This window comes from Sandarakinorhabdus cyanobacteriorum (assembly GCF_002251755.1).
Lineage (GTDB): Bacteria > Pseudomonadota > Alphaproteobacteria > Sphingomonadales > Sphingomonadaceae > Sandarakinorhabdus > Sandarakinorhabdus cyanobacteriorum.
Genome location: NZ_NOXT01000112.1, coordinates 11,807 through 26,810, shown reverse-complemented (window position 1 = coordinate 26,810; position 15,004 = coordinate 11,807). Strand labels below are relative to the sequence as shown.

11 protein-coding genes are annotated in these 15,004 nt (G+C 67.6%); 5 read left to right on the top strand and 6 right to left on the bottom strand.

The annotated features are described in order from the left end of the window. Both CHU93_RS09850 and CHU93_RS09845 read right to left on the bottom strand, forming a co-directional pair. A complete protein-coding gene (locus CHU93_RS09850) occupies nucleotides 1-2,286 on the bottom strand; it encodes a patatin-like protein (protein ID WP_094473903.1) in 2,286 nt (761 codons plus the stop codon). A gap of 543 nt (nucleotides 2,287-2,829) precedes the next feature. Continuing rightward, a complete protein-coding gene (locus CHU93_RS09845; RefSeq protein WP_094473932.1) occupies nucleotides 2,830-4,077 on the bottom strand; it encodes a M20/M25/M40 family metallo-hydrolase in 1,248 nt (415 codons plus the stop codon). A gap of 85 nt (nucleotides 4,078-4,162) precedes the next feature. Between CHU93_RS09845 and radA the strand changes: the two genes are divergently transcribed. The 5 genes from radA to CHU93_RS09820 all read left to right on the top strand — a co-directional run bounded on the left by radA (nucleotide 4,163) and on the right by CHU93_RS09820 (nucleotide 9,874). Further along, nucleotides 4,163-5,542, top strand: coding sequence for a DNA repair protein RadA (gene radA, locus CHU93_RS09840; protein WP_094473902.1), 1,380 nt, complete (start codon nucleotides 4,163-4,165; stop codon nucleotides 5,540-5,542). Between the two features lie 65 nt (nucleotides 5,543-5,607). Beyond that, nucleotides 5,608-6,267 (top strand): CvpA family protein, encoded by a 660-nt coding sequence (locus CHU93_RS09835; protein ID WP_094473901.1) that lies wholly within the window; start codon nucleotides 5,608-5,610, stop codon nucleotides 6,265-6,267. Further along, entirely contained in the window at nucleotides 6,264-7,610 is a 1,347-nt protein-coding gene (gene cysS / locus CHU93_RS09830) for a cysteine--tRNA ligase (RefSeq protein WP_094473900.1), read from the top strand. The genes CHU93_RS09835 and cysS overlap by 4 nt, the downstream gene beginning before the upstream one ends. A 51-nt stretch (nucleotides 7,611-7,661) precedes the next feature. Then, nucleotides 7,662-8,078, top strand: a complete 417-nt coding sequence (locus CHU93_RS09825; protein WP_094473899.1) for a hypothetical protein — start codon at nucleotides 7,662-7,664, stop codon at nucleotides 8,076-8,078. Continuing rightward, a complete protein-coding gene (locus CHU93_RS09820; RefSeq protein WP_094473898.1) occupies nucleotides 8,078-9,874 on the top strand; it encodes a monovalent cation:proton antiporter-2 (CPA2) family protein in 1,797 nt (598 codons plus the stop codon). The genes CHU93_RS09825 and CHU93_RS09820 overlap by 1 nt, the downstream gene beginning before the upstream one ends. A gap of 111 nt (nucleotides 9,875-9,985) precedes the next feature. On the opposite strand, the gene CHU93_RS09815 is transcribed toward CHU93_RS09820, so the two are convergent. Genes CHU93_RS09815 through CHU93_RS09800 form a run of 4 tightly spaced genes read right to left on the bottom strand, consistent with a single transcriptional unit; the run spans nucleotide 9,986 to nucleotide 14,911 of the window. Continuing rightward, on the bottom strand, nucleotides 9,986-11,044 hold the full coding sequence (locus CHU93_RS09815; RefSeq protein WP_094473897.1) for an aldose epimerase family protein: 1,059 nt from the start codon (nucleotides 11,042-11,044) through the stop codon (nucleotides 9,986-9,988). Between the two features lie 44 nt (nucleotides 11,045-11,088). Next, nucleotides 11,089-12,075 (bottom strand): HupE/UreJ family protein, encoded by a 987-nt coding sequence (locus CHU93_RS09810; RefSeq protein ID WP_094473896.1) that lies wholly within the window; start codon nucleotides 12,073-12,075, stop codon nucleotides 11,089-11,091. Further along, nucleotides 12,072-12,878: a peptidyl-prolyl cis-trans isomerase gene (locus CHU93_RS09805; RefSeq protein ID WP_165768682.1), complete on the bottom strand. Its 807-nt coding sequence runs from the start codon at nucleotides 12,876-12,878 to the stop codon at nucleotides 12,072-12,074. The genes CHU93_RS09810 and CHU93_RS09805 overlap by 4 nt, the downstream gene beginning before the upstream one ends. Before the next feature lie 29 nt (nucleotides 12,879-12,907). Then, nucleotides 12,908-14,911, bottom strand: coding sequence for a DUF3604 domain-containing protein (locus CHU93_RS09800; protein WP_243375510.1), 2,004 nt, complete (start codon nucleotides 14,909-14,911; stop codon nucleotides 12,908-12,910). Nucleotides 14,912-15,004: the final 93 nt, after the last annotated feature.

Sequence of the window (15,004 nt, the reverse complement as noted above, 5' to 3'; positions counted from 1 at the left end):
TCAATCGGACGCCATCGCTGCGCAGGCCGCAGCGATGGCGTCGATCTGATCGCTGACGGTCGCAAGATGTGGGCGTTCCGCATCGATCATGGCGCGGAAGGTCATGGCCTTGATCGTGTGCAGGGTGGCGGCATCGGGCCGCTGCGCCGTCGGCAGGCTGGAGACCACCAACTCGATCAGCCGTTCGGCCCCATGCAGGCGGCCCCATAGATAGTCATGCTCACGGTAGCTCCGGCTGAAGAAGGCGCCGAACGAGTTGAACAATGATCCCTTCAGTCGCTGCCCACCCGCTTTTGCCAGCGCCACGCAATCATCCGGGCTGATGCGATCGACCTTGATTTCGTCCAGCTCGTCGGCATTGCCATCGGCGATCAGCGGCAGGATGGCGATATCGAAGAAGGGAAAGCCCAGATAGGCCGCCACCAGTTCGCGCCGCACCCGGCGCGGTAGCCCGGCGGCGAGCAGATCGATGAGCGCCTGGTCCGAGCGGGCATCAAGGCTCTTGAGGTCGAGCGCCGTCGCCATGGCCTGCAACGCGGCCTCCGGATCGGCGATGGCGTTGCCGGCGGCGGCCTGTCCGCCTGTCGGCCAGCAGGTGAGATGCGGGGCGAGAATGGCATAGAGTCCGGCCTTCACCTTGCCCAGCGCCGCCGCCGTCGCATCATCGGCGCCGGTCATCGCCATGTTGACCCGCCGGATCAGGAAGCGCAGCCGGCGGATGCGGAAATCGACGTCAAACTGGCGCAGGAACAGCACGAAGGCGGATGCGGCACCGGCCTTGGTGAGCGCCGCTTCCGGGCGGTTGATGCCGGCGCTGGTCAGGTGCCGCCACAAGCTGGCGCGCACCGCGGCGGCATCCTGCCCGCCCAGTGCCGCGATGCGTGTCGCCAGCCGCTCCACCACCATGCCGAATTTCAGCCGGCCATAGGCGCCATAGGCAAAGCCCGTCTGGCGGGCCGCCTCGCTGTTCATCTTGCTGCGCCAGGCGGCCAGCCGCTCCAGGTTGGGCGAGAACAGCAGCAAGCGCATGCCGATGGCGGCCTCGATGGCGGCGTCCACCTGGGGCATCATGCCGATCACGATGTGGCGCAGACGGCGGGCGCGGGTGGAAATCGCCTCGATGGCGCCCAGGCTGTCGCGGATCGGCTGCTGGCGCGGGATATCGGCGAGGGAACGCAGGATGGTGGCGAAAAAGCCCGGCGGCGTGGTGCTGGCCATGTCGGCCGGCCGCATGCCGGGCTTGGGATCGAGATAGACGAAGCGCCGATCCACCTCGCGGTGCGCCGGCCGCATGCCGAGCACGGCCAGCGCCGGGCCAAAGGGCCGATTGTCGAGCACCGCGCCATCGATCAGGTCGACGCTTTCCGGGTGGGCGCGCCCGGGCAGGATCTTGTCGATGAAGGCCTGCCGCTCCGGCCAGTCCTCGCCGCGGCTGGCCAGCAGCGTGTCGATCTCGCTGATCCGCGCCGGCGGGAAGGCACCGGGAAAGCTCGCCGTCGCCCGCGCCGCAAACACCAGATCGGGGGTTGCGCCCAGATGCCGCTGCGCGCCATCGCCGGGGCAGGTGAAACCGATCACCAGCCGATGTTCGGGCTCGGTCACTTCGGCCGGCGTGTTCAGCCGCAGCAGCCGCGGCGCGCCATGATAATCAGTGACGGTGACGAACAGATCGAACGGGTGCAGGCGCGGCACCAGCGGCGGCGTGCGCTCGCCGGCCGCCATCGCGGCAAAGGCATCGGCCAGCAGCCCGGAAAAGGCAGCGCCGGAAAAGGGCGGCTTGAACCAGCGGCTGCGCATGAAGCGGGACAGCTTGCGCTTCACTTCGCCATGCGCGGCAACTTCGGCCTTGTCCTCCGCCTCCAGCCCGCGCCGGCGCACCCACCACACCAGCGGGATCGCCCACAGTTTCGACAGCGACCGCGACGCCGCCGCCTTGTCGAGCAGCGCATCACTGTCGGCCCCGTCCAGCCACAGGCTGCGGATGGCATCCAGATCATGGCCCTCCACCAGCGCCCGGGCCAGCAGCACGCCGTTGATGCCGCCCGCCGACGCACCGGCAACGATGTCGCACACCACCCGCAAATCAAGGCCGGGCAGCGTGTCGAGCAGCGCCTGGTAGACAATCTCGCTGTCGCGCGCCGGCGGCAGTTCGGTGCCGGCGGGTGCCTGCCGCCGCATCGAGGCGCGGGCAAGTTTCCAGACCTCCTTGGTGAGGCCGTGCATGTAGACGGCGAGACTTACCCCGCCATAACAGACCAGCGCGAGGCGAAGCTCCTTTGTCTGCACGCACGCTCCTTTCGCCCGCCAGTGTAACGGCCACACAAGCCCCGGCAAGTGCGGGAGAATTCGCAAAAGGCAGGTGCTGCGTTACGGGGAGAAGGAGGAACTGGCTCCGGTGGGCAGGGGCGAGGCCTCTGCACCCCTGTGATTTCGGGCGCGCTCGCGGGTCGGGCACTGCCCTCGGATCCCGGATGGAACCCTGTCTGTCCTACACGGGCAAAGCCTGTCATCATGGCGCTGCCTGGCGTGTGGCCCGGGCGGGTTCCGATTGGCGTTAAAAATCCTGAATCCTGCCCAATTCGTAAAAAGTGGAAAAACGGGCGGACCAGGGTGATTCGCGGGACATCGCCCGAGAAATCTGAAGAATAATCGTTCTTTCTCAAGTTGATATCAGAATGGCGTCAACGTCGGCGCTGGCAGTCTCCGTCAAAAAGGGACGCCGATCGGCCTTGTTGCGCCGTCCAAAGCCAAAAGCGGGTGCGGGCGCTCTGCCCCTGCCCACGTCACCCCGGAATTGATCCGGGGCACAGGCCTTTCTTCCTTGACCATTCAGCGCTTGATGTTGGCCGCTTCCACCACGATGTCGAATGCCGTCGTCAGCCCCTTCACGAATGCGGTGCGTTCGACGTTCACATATTCATCCAGCGCATGGGCGCGGAAGCCGCCGCCGCCGGCACCCAGGGTGATGGCTGGCAGCCCCAAGCTGATCGGGATGTTGCTGTCGGTCGAACTGGGCATCAGCTCGGCATCATAGCCGCCGGCCTTCAGGATCCGCGCGGCCGTCTGCACCAGCGGGTCGGTGGCGGGCGTGGTGCCGGCCGGGCGGTCGCCGATGAGTTCGGGGACGGCGCTGATCTTGCCATAGCGCGTGTCGCGGGCGGCGTTTTCGGCGGCGACGCTGTCCTCGATGATCTTCAGGACCTGGCTTTCCAGGGCTTTCAGATTGGCGGTGGAGGCCGAGCGCATGTCGAATTCGGCGAGGATCAGGTTGGGGATGGAGTTGACGGAGGTGCCGCCGGCGATGGTGGAGGCGGCGAAGGTGGTCTTCACGTCGGTGGGCGGCACGATCTTGTAGAGGCCCTGCACCGTGCCGGCCATGGCGGCCATCGGATTGACGATGCCGAACGCGCCATAGCTGTGGCCGCCCGGCCCCTTGAAGGCGACGCGATAACGGCGGGAGCCGACGCCGCCATTGACGATGCGGGCGACGTTGCTGCCATCGAAGCTGATGAAATCGCCGATGCGCGGTTTCAGCGAGCTGGCCGAAAACAGGTGGCGCACGCCGCGCAGATCGCCCTGGCCTTCCTCGCCCACGTTGGCGACAAAGATGATGTCCCGCGGCGGGGTGATGTTGGCGGCATTGAGGGCGCGGTTGAAGGCCAGCAGCGCGGCCAGCGTGACGGTGGTGTCGCCAATGCCGGGCGCGTGCAGCGTGTCGCCTTCGCGGCGGACCTTGATGGGCACATCGGGCGGGAACACGGTGTCGAGATGGGCGGCAACCATCAGCGCCTTGGCGGTGCGGTCCTTGCCCGGCCTGGTGCCGATCACATTGCCGACGGCATCGACATGGACATCGGTGAGGCCCAGCGCCTGGAACTTCTCGGCCATGCGCGCCCCGCGCGCGGTTTCGCGGAAGGGCGGCGCCGGAATCTCCGTCAGCTCGATCACCTCGGCGATGGTCGTCTCATAATCGGCGGCGATCTTCGCATGGGCCGCCTGCATCGCTTTCGGCTGGGCGCCGGGCAGGGCCAGCGCCGGGCTGGCGAGGAACAGGGCGGAGAGCAGGAGCGTGCGCATGGCCGGCATGTGGCACGCCGCGCGGGCTGCTTGCAAGTGGCCACCCCACCGACTAATGTTCCGCCTCTGTTCTGGAAGGGTGACAATGGCCAAGGGCAAGACGCGCTATGTGTGCCAGGCGTGCGGGGCGGTGGCGCCGCGCTGGGCCGGGCAATGTGCGGACTGCAAGGAATGGAACACGCTGGCTGAAGAGGCGGCACCGGTCTTTACCCCCTTTGCCGCCAAGCAATCGCTGCAGTCGGGCGGCCGCCGCATCGCCATGGAAAGCCTGGCCGATGATGTGACCCTGCCGCAGCGGCTGTCCACCGGCATCACCGAGCTGGATCGGGCGCTGGGCGGCGGGCTGGTGGCCGGCAGCGTCACCCTTATCGGCGGCGATCCTGGCATCGGCAAATCCACATTGTTGTTGCAGGCGGCGGGCAAGATGGCGCGCAGTGGCAATCGCGTCGCCTATGTCTCAGGCGAGGAGGCGGCGGACCAGGTGCGGCTGCGCGCCCGCCGGCTCGGCCTGGCCAAGGCCGATGTGGCATTGGCGGCCGAAACCAATGTGCGCGACATATTGACGACGTTGGGCAGCCAGAGCGCCGCCCCGGCGCTGCTGGTGATCGATTCCATCCAGACGATGCATTCGGACACGCTGGAGGGCGCGCCCGGCACCGTATCACAGGTCAGGGCGTCGGCGCAGGAGCTGATCCGCTTTGCCAAGCTGTCGGGCTGTGCGCTGGTGATCGTCGGCCATGTCACCAAGGATGGCCAGCTCGCGGGCCCGCGCGTGCTCGAGCATATGGTTGACACCGTGCTCTATTTCGAAGGGGAGCGCAGCCACCAGTATCGCATCCTGCGCGCGGTGAAGAACCGCTTTGGCGGGACGGACGAGATTGGCGTGTTTGCCATGGGCGCCGATGGCCTGGAGGAGGTGGCGAACCCGTCGAGCCTGTTCCTGACCAACCGGGCGGATGGCGCCAGCGTGACCGGCGCTGTCGTCTTCCCGGCGCTGGAGGGCACGCGCCCGGTGCTCTGCGAGATCCAGGCGCTGGTGGTCAGGGTGCCATCGGGGGCGACGCCACGCCGGGCTGTCGTCGGTTGGGATTCGGGCCGGCTGGCCATGCTGCTGGCGGTGCTGGAGGCGCGTTGCGGCCTCGGTTTTGGCGGCCACGAAGTCTATCTGAATGTCGCGGGCGGCCTGCGCATCGCCGATCCGGCCGCCGATCTGGCAGTGGCCTGCGCGCTGGTCTCAGCCCTGACGGACCGGCCCTTGCCGGGCGATTGCGTCGCCTTTGGCGAAGTGGCGCTGTCCGGCGAGTTGCGCAGCGCTGGCCTTGCCTCGCTGCGGTTGAAGGAAGCGGCCAAGTTGGGCTTTGGCCGTGCCTTCGTGCCCGATGGCACCGGCGGCGGCGGGGCGATGCGGGTGGCGAGTTTCCGCACCCTGAACGCCGTGGTGGATTCGCTCGGCAGGCCAGAATGATGCTGTTGCCATGAGCTGTTTTGGATTGGCAACACACCCCGGTTTGGCGTAGGCGAAGCAGCATCATGGATTTCATCGCTTCCCTCGCCGGTTTTGACTGGATTGTCGTCATCATCGTTGGTGCCGCCGCCGGCTTTGGCCTGATGCGCGGCTTCATTGCCGAGGTTGCCAGCCTGGCCGGCTGGTTTGCCGGTTTCGTCGCCGTCCGCCTGTTCTACACGCCGGCCAAGGCGATTTTTGCCGAAGCCAGCGGCAGCGACATGATCGGCGCCTTTGCCGCCGTGCTGGGGCCGTTCCTGCTGGCGCTGCTGGGCGTCAAGCTGATCGGCAGCTTCCTGTCCAGTTCGGCCAAGGGCAGCACGATCGGCGTGATCGACCGCATCCTTGGTCTGGGCTTTGGCCTGGTGAAGGGATTTCTGGGGGCCAGTCTGATCTTCCTGCTGATCACGCTGGCCCTGCGCATCGTGCCGGGCGGAGCCGAGCGCCCCGATTGGCTGGCCAAGGCGCGCACCACCCCCACGCTGGCGCTGGTGGCCAGCGCCATGGTCGGCTGGGTTGGCGAGGCCTGGAAGCAGCAGCAGCAACTGATTGATCCGCACGCCGATGTGCCCAGCTTTGGTGATGATGCGCCGGCCGATGACGGCGGTTATGACCGCAAGCAGCGCAGCGCGCTCGACAGCCTGCTTGACGAGCAGGAAAAAAAGTCGCCTTCCACCGCGATATGACGATCCGGCTCTACAACACCGCGACGCGCACGAAGGATGTGCTGCAACCGATCAACCCCGATCGGGTGACCATGTATGTCTGCGGCCCCACCGTCTATGGCCGCGCCCATATCGGCAATTTCCGCCCGGCCGTGGTGTTTGATGTGCTGCAGCGGCTGCTCCGCCATGTCTATGGGCCCGACAAGTTGGTCTATGCCCGCAACATCACCGACATTGACGACAAGATCATGGATCAGGCCCGAGCCGAGGGCGTGGGGATCGAGGTGATCACCCAGCGTTATGAGGCGCTGTATCTCGAGGATGCCGCCGCCCTGGGGGTGGAGCGGCCCGATCTGCACCCGCATGCCACCACCAGCATCCCGGCGATGGTTGACATGATCGCCCTGTTGATCGCCAAGGGCCATGCCTATGCCGCTGAAGGCCATGTGCTGTTCGATGTGGCCAGCCACGGCGGCTATGGCAGCCTGTCGCGCCGGCCGCTGGACGAGATGATCGCCGGCGCCCGGGTGGAGGTTGCGCCCTACAAGAAGAACCCTGCCGATTTCGTGCTGTGGAAGCCGTCTTCCAGGGATCAGGCGGGCTGGCCCAGCCCCTGGGGGCGTGGCCGGCCGGGCTGGCACATCGAATGCTCGGCGATGATTGCCGAAAGCCTGGGGCAAACCATCGATATCCATGGTGGCGGCATCGATCTCACTTTCCCGCACCACGAGAATGAGTGCGCGCAGAGCGCCTGCGCCCATGATGGTGCGCCGCTTGCCAACATCTGGATGCACAATGGCTTCCTGAACTTTGGTGGCGGGGAGAAAATGTCGAAATCGCTCGGCAATGTGCAGACCGTGGGTGATCTGCTCGCCGCCGGCTGGACCGGGGACGAGCTGCGCCTCGGCATCCTCAGCGCCCAGTATCGCCAGCCGCTGCAGTGGGACGAAGCGCTGCTGACCCAGATGCGCGGCCGGCTCGACAAATGGCTGCGCAAGCTGGGCGACGTGCCGAAGGGCGTGCGTCCGCCGCCGCCGCCTGCGCTGGTGGAGGCGCTGTCCGACGATCTGAACACGCCCGCGGCCCTGGCGGCGATTGCCGGGATCGAGCAGGACCGTGAGGCGCTGCTGGGAGCGCTGGCCTTTCTGGGCCTGCCCTCGCTCAGCCCGGAAAAGAGCCGCCACGCGCACGACATGCGCAGCGCCGATCCCGATGCGGCGCGCTTCGATGCGCTGGTGGCGGAACGCACGGCCGCTCGCAAGGCGAAGAACTGGGCCGAATCCGATCGCATCCGCGATGCGCTGGCCGCCGAAGGCATCAGCCTCGAAGACGGGCCCGCCGGCACCACCTGGCGGCGGGCCTGAGCGGCGTTTTCCCGCCTGTTCAGCGCCGCTGCCGAAGGGCATGAAGCAGATATGGCTGACACGCTCTATAGTGCGGCGATTCTGCGCCTGAAACTGGCCGGGGAAGGCGCCCATCGCCTCGCCGCGCCGGGCGGCAGTGCCACGCGGGTATCGCCGGTGTGCGGCAGCAAGATCATTGCCGATGTCACGCTGGCCGACGGCCATATCGCTGCGGTGGCGCTGGATGCTGCCAAGGCCTGCACGCTGGGCCAGGCGTCGGCGGCCGTGGCGGCGGAGCGGGCACTTGGTGCCGATGCCGATGCGCTGGCCGCCACCCGCCGCGCGCTGGCCGAGTTCCTGGCCGGCACGGGCGAAACCGCACCGGATGGCTGGGCCGCCTTTGCCCCGGCGCGGGCCCATCGCGCCCGCCATGCATCGATCCTGCTACCGCTCGATGCCCTGATGGCTGCCGTGGAAGCGGCGGGCTGATGGCGGACGGCCAGCCCAATCTGCTGCGCGATGTGGTGGTCTATCTGGCCGCCGCCGTCGTGCTGGTGCCGCTGTTCATCCGATTCCGGCTGGGCGCCGTGCTTGGCTATCTCGCGGCCGGCATCCTGATCGGCCCGTCGCTGCTGGGCCTGGTCGCCAATGCCGAGCAGACGTTGCATTTTGCCGAATTCGGCGTGGTGCTGCTGCTCTTCGTCATCGGGCTGGAACTGCAGCCGTCGCGGCTGTGGGCCTTGCGGCGCGATATCTTCGGGCTGGGCGCGGCGCAGGTGATCCTGTGCGGCCTGGCGCTGACCGGGCTGCTGCTGGGGCTGACCAGCCTGACGTGGCAGGCGGCGCTGGTGGTCGGCCTGCCGCTGGGCCTGTCGTCCACCGCGCTGGTGATGCAGCTGCTGGGCGAACGGCAACTGGCGGCCACGCCCTTTGGCGAACGCAGCTTTGCCATGCTGTTATTCCAGGATCTGGCCATCGTGCCGCTGCTGACCGTGGTTGGCGCCCTGTCGCGGGCGCCGGTGGCCAATCCCGAACCGGGCTGGCTGATGGCGGCCAAGACACTGGGGGCACTGGCCTTTCTGGTCGCGGTTGGCCGTTGGGTGCTGCCGCGCCTGTTCCGCATCATCGGCACGCTGGGCGCGCGGGAGGCGTTTGTGGCCGCCGCCCTGCTCTCCGTGCTGGGCAGTGCGCTGCTGATGGCAAGCCTGGGGCTCTCCATGGCGCTCGGCGCGTTCGTCGCCGGCGTGATGCTGGCCGAATCGTCCTATCGCCACGCGCTGGAGACCGACATCGAGCCGTTCCGCGGCCTGATGCTAGGCCTGTTCTTCATCGCCATTGGCATGAGCCTTGATCTGACCGTGATGCGCGACAATTTTGCGCTGCTGATCGCGCTGGTGATTGGCGTGATGGCGGTAAAGACGGCGGTGATCGCGGCGCTCGCCCGCCAGTTCGGCACCGATTGGCGCCGCGCCGGGGAAATGGGCATGCTGTTGGCCCAGGGCGGCGAATTCGGCTTCGTGCTGTTTGGCGAGGCGGAGCGTGGCCTGCTGATCAGCCACAGCGCGGCGCAGCTGTTCGGCGCGGTGGTCACCTGCTCCATGGCGTTGACGCCGCTGCTGTTTCGGCTGGCGATGCGGCTGTTCGAACGGGTGGAGGAGGCCGGCAGCCGCGACGGGCCGGAAATGGCCGGCGATCTGCCCGGCGGCCATGTCGTGCTGGTGGGCAGCGGCCGGGTCGGGCAGGTGATTGCCCAGATGCTGCGGGCGCGCGGCCTGGCGTTGACCGCTATCGATCTGGATGCCGAACTGATCGACGTCACCGCCCGCTTTGGCAACCAGGTGTTCTGGGGCGACGGCACAAGGCTGGATATCCTGCGCACCGCCGGCATCGATCGCGCCAGCGCCCTGGTGTTCGCCATCGACGGCCAATGGGATACGAAGCCGGTGCTGGAGCCGATCCGCGCCGAATGGCCCGACCTGCCGATCATCGCCCGCGCCTATGATCGGATGCACACCATTGCCCTGCGCCAAGCCGGGGTGGAGCAGGTGACACGCGAGACGCTGGAAAGTGCGGTGGCCATGGGCCGCGCTGTGCTGGCCACGCTCGGCACCCCCGACACGATGATCGATGCCATCGAAGCCGAATATCGCCGCCGCGATCTGGAGCGGTTGGACCTGCAAATCTGCAGCGGCGACATGATGACCGGCGCCGACAGCATCATCCGCGGCGCGTTGGACTTCAACGCCCCCGATCCGGCCGCCCTCGGCGAAATTCCGCCGGCTTAGAGCGTTTTTNATCGTAACCGACGAGCGACGCAGCCCTGGGCCAAATTCGCCCCGCCCCGCAGGGGTCGCCGGAACGGCGATGACGCTGATTCAGATTGGTCGGGAAATGCTCTAATCAATGACATCAAATGCATAGACGGTCGTTTCGCTGAACAGCGCGCCGGGGCGCAGCAGCGTGCTCGGATAGGCGGGCTGGTTCGGGCTGTCGGGCACGTGCTGCGTTTCCAGCGCCAGCCCATCGCCTGCCCGCAGCAACCGGCCAGCCGCCGCCGGCGCCGTGCCATCCAGGAAATTGGCGCTGTAAACCTGGATGGCCGGCTGGGTGGTGTGGATCGACAGCCGGCGGCCGCTGGCGGGATCGACAAGGATGGCCGCCGGCCGCAGGCTGCCGGGCGCGCCGTCAATCATCATCGTGTGATCAAGGCCGCGCGCCAGCCGGATCTGCGGGTGATCCTGGCGCAGGGCCGGGCCGAGCGGCCGGCCGGAGCGGAAATCCAGCGGCGTGCCGTCCACCGGCGCCAGGCCGCCGCTGGGCAGCATCTGGCCATCGATTGGCACAAAATGGCTGGCAAACAGCTGCAAGTGATGGCCATCCGCCGATCCGGCCCCGGCCAGGTTGAAATAGGGGTGGCTGCAGACGTTGATATGGGTGGCAGCGGTGGTGCGGGCTTCGAAGGCAAGCTGCAACCGGTCCTGCCCATCCAACGTGTAGCGGGCGATGATGTCCACCGCGCCGGGAAAGCCATTGTCCCCATCCGGGCTGTGCAGCGCCAGCGCCACGCCGGCGCAGCCATCCTCTTCGAACAGGCTGGGCGTCCACAATTTCGTGCCCCAGCCGGCGCCGGCGCCGCCGTGGCTGCAGATGCCGGTGGCCGGATCGGCATTCAGGGCATGGAATCTTCCATCGATGACGAAGCCGCCGCCGGAAATGCGGCCGGCAAAGCGCCCGACCAGCGCATTGAACGAACCGCCGCGATCCCAGCCGGCAAAATCGGCGCGGGTCAGCACCACATTGGCCAGCGTTCCGGTCCGGTCCGGAACGCTGATGTCGGCCAGGGCGCCGCCGCGCGTGAGGATCACCACGCGCATGCGGCCGTTGTCGAGCGTGATGGCTTCCACCAGCTCGCCAGCGGCGTTGCGGCCAAATGGGGTGAGGCGGGCTGTGATCATGGCGCCAACATGGCACGGGCGGCCCGCCGGGTGCAATTGCCGCGCTAGACCAGCAATCGTTCGATGAACCAGTAACTGGCAAGGCTGCCAATGCCATAGGCCAGCGTGATGATGGCCGGGCGCAGGGCCGCAGGCGCCATGCGGCGGAGCAGGGCGAGGAGACCGGCCGCGACGGCGATGATCAGCAACTGCCCGGCCTCCACCCCCAGATTGAAGGCCAGCAGCGCCATCGGCAGCTCGCCCGGCGGCAAGCCCACCTCGCGCAGGGCACCGGCAAAGCCAAAGCCGTGCAGCAGGCCGAACAGAAAGGCCACCAGCCAGGGCCAGCGCTCCGACAGGCGGGGCTGGCCGGGTGTGGCCTTCACGATCTCCACGGCGAGGAAGATGATCGACAGGGCGATCACGGCCTCCACCGGCGCCTGTGGCAGGCCGAACAGGCCCAGGGTGGTCCCGGCCAGCGTGAGCGAATGGGCGATGGTGAAGGCAGTGGCGGCGGCCACCACCGGGCCAAGGCTCCGCTGTTCCCTGCGCAACAGCAGCACCAGTGCCACCACGAACAGCAGATGATCGATGCCGCCCAGAATATGCTCGACACCGATCACGCCATAGGTGCGCGCCACCTGCCACCGGCCGGGCTGGCCCGCCACGATCAGGCTGGGCGCATCGGCGCGCAACTGGGCTGCCACCACCGGCTGGCCCCGCGGCGCGATGCGCAAAAGGCCATCGGGGCTGCCGGGGGCCAGGCCGGCGACGCCCACGCGGGCGCCGGCCAGTGGTGCGGTGCAACGGGCCCGGCCGCTGGCCACAAGGGCGCCGTTCACCAATTGGGGCGGATCCAGCGCCAGGGTGCAGACGGGCGGCAATTGCGGCCGGCCCTGCCCGGCAATGCCGCCCAGCACCGGCGCCTTCCACAGCACGTCCCACTGGCCGGCGCTGGTTTCCGTCAGCTCCAGGTAAAAGGGGCGCAGCTCGTCGGCGCGGGCCGCGCCGGCCAGCCACAGCAGCAGCAGGGCCAGGGCCAGGCGGATCATGTCACCGGCTCGATCACCACATCATATTTCGCCATGAGCGCCTTCAAATCTGCCTCCTCGGCGGCGGCGATGGCGGTGCGGCGCCAGTCATTCTCCACACGCTGGCGCACATCGGCCAGGGTCGGGCGGGGCGGATCGACCCGGCGCTCCACCCGCACCAGATGCAGGCCAAATCCCGATGCCACCGGCCCGGCCCAGCGGCCGGTCGGCACGCGTGCCAGGCCTGCGGCAAAATCATCGCCAAATTGCATCGCCACCTCGTCGGCGGGTGTGCCGCTCAGCCGGGCGGGCAAGGGCAGGGCCGGCGCCGTGGCCGCCGGGGCCTTGCCCTGGTCAGTTGCGCCCAGCATGGCCGTCGCGGCGGCGCGGGTGGCCGGCGTGTCGTCGCCCAGGAACCGCTGCTCCAGCCAGTAACGCACCGGCCGGGCATAGCGTGCCGGGTTCCTGTCGATCAGGGCCTGCAGCTCGGCATCGGTGGGCGTCCGGGCTTCGGCGCGGGCGCTGGCGATCGCCAGCATCTTGTTGCGCAGCCGCTTTTTCACCGCATCATCATCCTGGTCCAGCCCCAGGGCGAGCGCCTCGCGGTAATAGATTTCGGTGCGGACATGGTCGCGGATCAGATCATCCAGCTCGGCGGCGGTGGGCGGGCGGCGGAAGGCCCGCAGATGATGCGCCACGATCCCGGCCACCACGGCTTCATCCACCACAATGCGCCGGTCGCCCACATCGGGGCCACGGCCGGCCATGAGGCCAAACACAGCAGCGCCGGCGATGAAGAAATGCAGCAACGGTTCGCGCAGCAACGACCTGGCGCCAACGCGCCATTGCTTCATCATGCCGGCGTGTACCAGATGGGCGAACTATAGGCCCGCTCCTGCGCCTTCAGCCGCACATCGGCCGGCAATTTCAGCTTGTACCGCACCGCATCAAAGGCCGGCCATGTGGGGGTGGGGATTTCCAGCACGCGCACATAATAAAAGGCGCGGGTGGCAGGATCGAAATCGGAATCGGTCCACAGCGTTGTCAGCGCCGGTGCGCCGATGCTGTTGCGATAGGTGGCAGTGGCCAGGTCCACCGTGTCGCCCACCGGTGGCAACTTGCCGGCCACCGGCTTCCTTGTCTCCGGGCTGCTCCAGGCCACATCATACACGTGCTCCTGGGCCTTGCCGGCGCCATCGATCCAACCCTTCACCACCTGCACCCGATCAAGATTGGCCCCCTGGGGATCCTTCAGGGCCGAGATGATGAACCGCGGCGGGCCCTTGGCGGATTTCGGCTCCCCACCAGGCTTATGATTGGGGTGGGGCGCAAGCTCCCCACCGGACTTTTGATTCGGGTGGGGCGCAAGCTCCCCACCCATGGGAACCCCGCGCGTGTAACCGGCGCGCACCCAATCACCCTTCAGATCGGCCGGCGTGAAATCCCAGCCGGCGAACAGGCGCAGGGTCATGCGCGGGCCGGTGGTGCCATAGACCTCGCGCCGCGCCATCGCATCGAAGATGGCGGCCCGTGTGTTGGCGCGTGCCCACACGGCGGCATAGCCGCTGGCCAGATAATGCCAGCCAAAGCGCTCCACCCTGGTGCCGATGTTCTGCGGCGCCATCGCCCGGCCGGCGCGCGGCTCGTTGCCGCTGTGCTTGCCAAAGAAATTGTCCTCGTCGGCCGTGGCCAGCGATGTGTGGCTGTCGGTCGATCCGATCACGCCGAACTTGTAGGGGTTGGCGCCGGTTTGCGCCTCGATCAGCAGGCCGCGCTTCAACGCCTCGCGCACATAATTGCCGGCCCGCATGCCTGGCTGGGTGGGCTGGTTGCTCAGCAGATTGTTCAACTCCCAGCCGGCAACGCCATAGCCGGCCAGTTCGTCATTCGGCGACAGGAAGGGGTGCGCCTCGCTGTCACCCTTGATCTGGGTGATTTCCACCACCGGTTCCAGCCGGGCGCGGCGCCGGGCATAGGCCGCGGTCATCGGCCCGCCGCCGGGCATGGTCAGTTCGAACATCAGGCCGTTGGACAGATTGCTGTTGTGCGGAATGGCCAGAACCCGGCCGCCGGTCGCCTTTTCATAGGCTTCCATGTAATTCCAGATCTCGTCCGGCGTCGCCTTGTAGGTGGGATCGATCGGCACCACCGTGCGCACCTTGTCTTCGCCATCGCGGAAGATGATGTTGCGGTGCAGATTGTTGCCACCCTGCATCAGCGTGTATTCAAAGCCGTGGAAGGCGGTGAACCGGCCGGGCTCGTTGTAGCGTTCCACCGCATCGATATTGGCGTTCCACACCGATTTCGTCCGCTCTGCCGCGCCATCGGGGTTCAGCATGGCTTCGGGCAGATCGTTGCGGCCGCGTGCTGCCAGGATCTCGATCATCGCCCGCTGCGAGCCGGCGGGCCCCTCGTGCATCATGTCGTGCCAGCGCCGCATCCGCTCATCGCGGATCAGCAGTCGCGGCGCGTCATACAGCGCCTTGGTGGCGCCCAGCCCCTCGGCATGATCCGACACCACCAGGAAATCGAGCGGCCGTGCCAGCTTTGCCTGCATGCCGGTCGTGGCGGTCACCGTTTCACCCCGGGCGAAGCGCAGCGCATCTTCCGGACCCAGCCGAACGCCCAGACCAAAGGCATCAACCGAATTGCTGGTGTGCAGATGCGTGTCACCCCAATACACCCGCTCGGGAAACGCGCTCAGCGGCACATCCTCGGCCTTGGGCCCCGCCGGCTTTGCCGCTTCGCAGCCGGCCAGCAGCGCCGCAGCGCCCAGCAGCACTGCCATCCCCATCGTCGTGCGGGCCATCATCATCCCCCAAGGATTGCCGGGCGTCCCGGTCTTGGCCTGCATCATGCCATGCAGCGGTGGCCGGTCAATCTGCTGGAAAGTCAGGGGTTGGACTGTGCGGGTGGCGATGGGCTTGTCCGGCCAATTGACTTGCCGGCC

What these genes read in the sequence shown, in the direction of transcription:
- CHU93_RS09845 (WP_094473932.1), bottom strand. Translation starts at nt 4,077, where the DNA reads ATGCGCACGCTCCTGCTCTCCGCCCTGTTCCTCGCCAGCCCGGCGCTG.
- radA (WP_094473902.1), top strand. Translation starts at nt 4,163, where the DNA reads ATGGCCAAGGGCAAGACGCGCTATGTGTGCCAGGCGTGCGGGGCGGTG.
- CHU93_RS09835 (WP_094473901.1), top strand. Translation starts at nt 5,608, where the DNA reads ATGGATTTCATCGCTTCCCTCGCCGGTTTTGACTGGATTGTCGTCATC.
- cysS (WP_094473900.1), top strand. Translation starts at nt 6,264, where the DNA reads ATGACGATCCGGCTCTACAACACCGCGACGCGCACGAAGGATGTGCTG.
- CHU93_RS09825 (WP_094473899.1), top strand. Translation starts at nt 7,662, where the DNA reads ATGGCTGACACGCTCTATAGTGCGGCGATTCTGCGCCTGAAACTGGCC.
- CHU93_RS09820 (WP_094473898.1), top strand. Translation starts at nt 8,078, where the DNA reads ATGGCGGACGGCCAGCCCAATCTGCTGCGCGATGTGGTGGTCTATCTG.
- CHU93_RS09815 (WP_094473897.1), bottom strand. Translation starts at nt 11,044, where the DNA reads ATGATCACAGCCCGCCTCACCCCATTTGGCCGCAACGCCGCTGGCGAG.
- CHU93_RS09810 (WP_094473896.1), bottom strand. Translation starts at nt 12,075, where the DNA reads ATGATCCGCCTGGCCCTGGCCCTGCTGCTGCTGTGGCTGGCCGGCGCG.
- CHU93_RS09800 (WP_243375510.1), bottom strand. Translation starts at nt 14,911, where the DNA reads ATGATGCAGGCCAAGACCGGGACGCCCGGCAATCCTTGGGGGATGATG.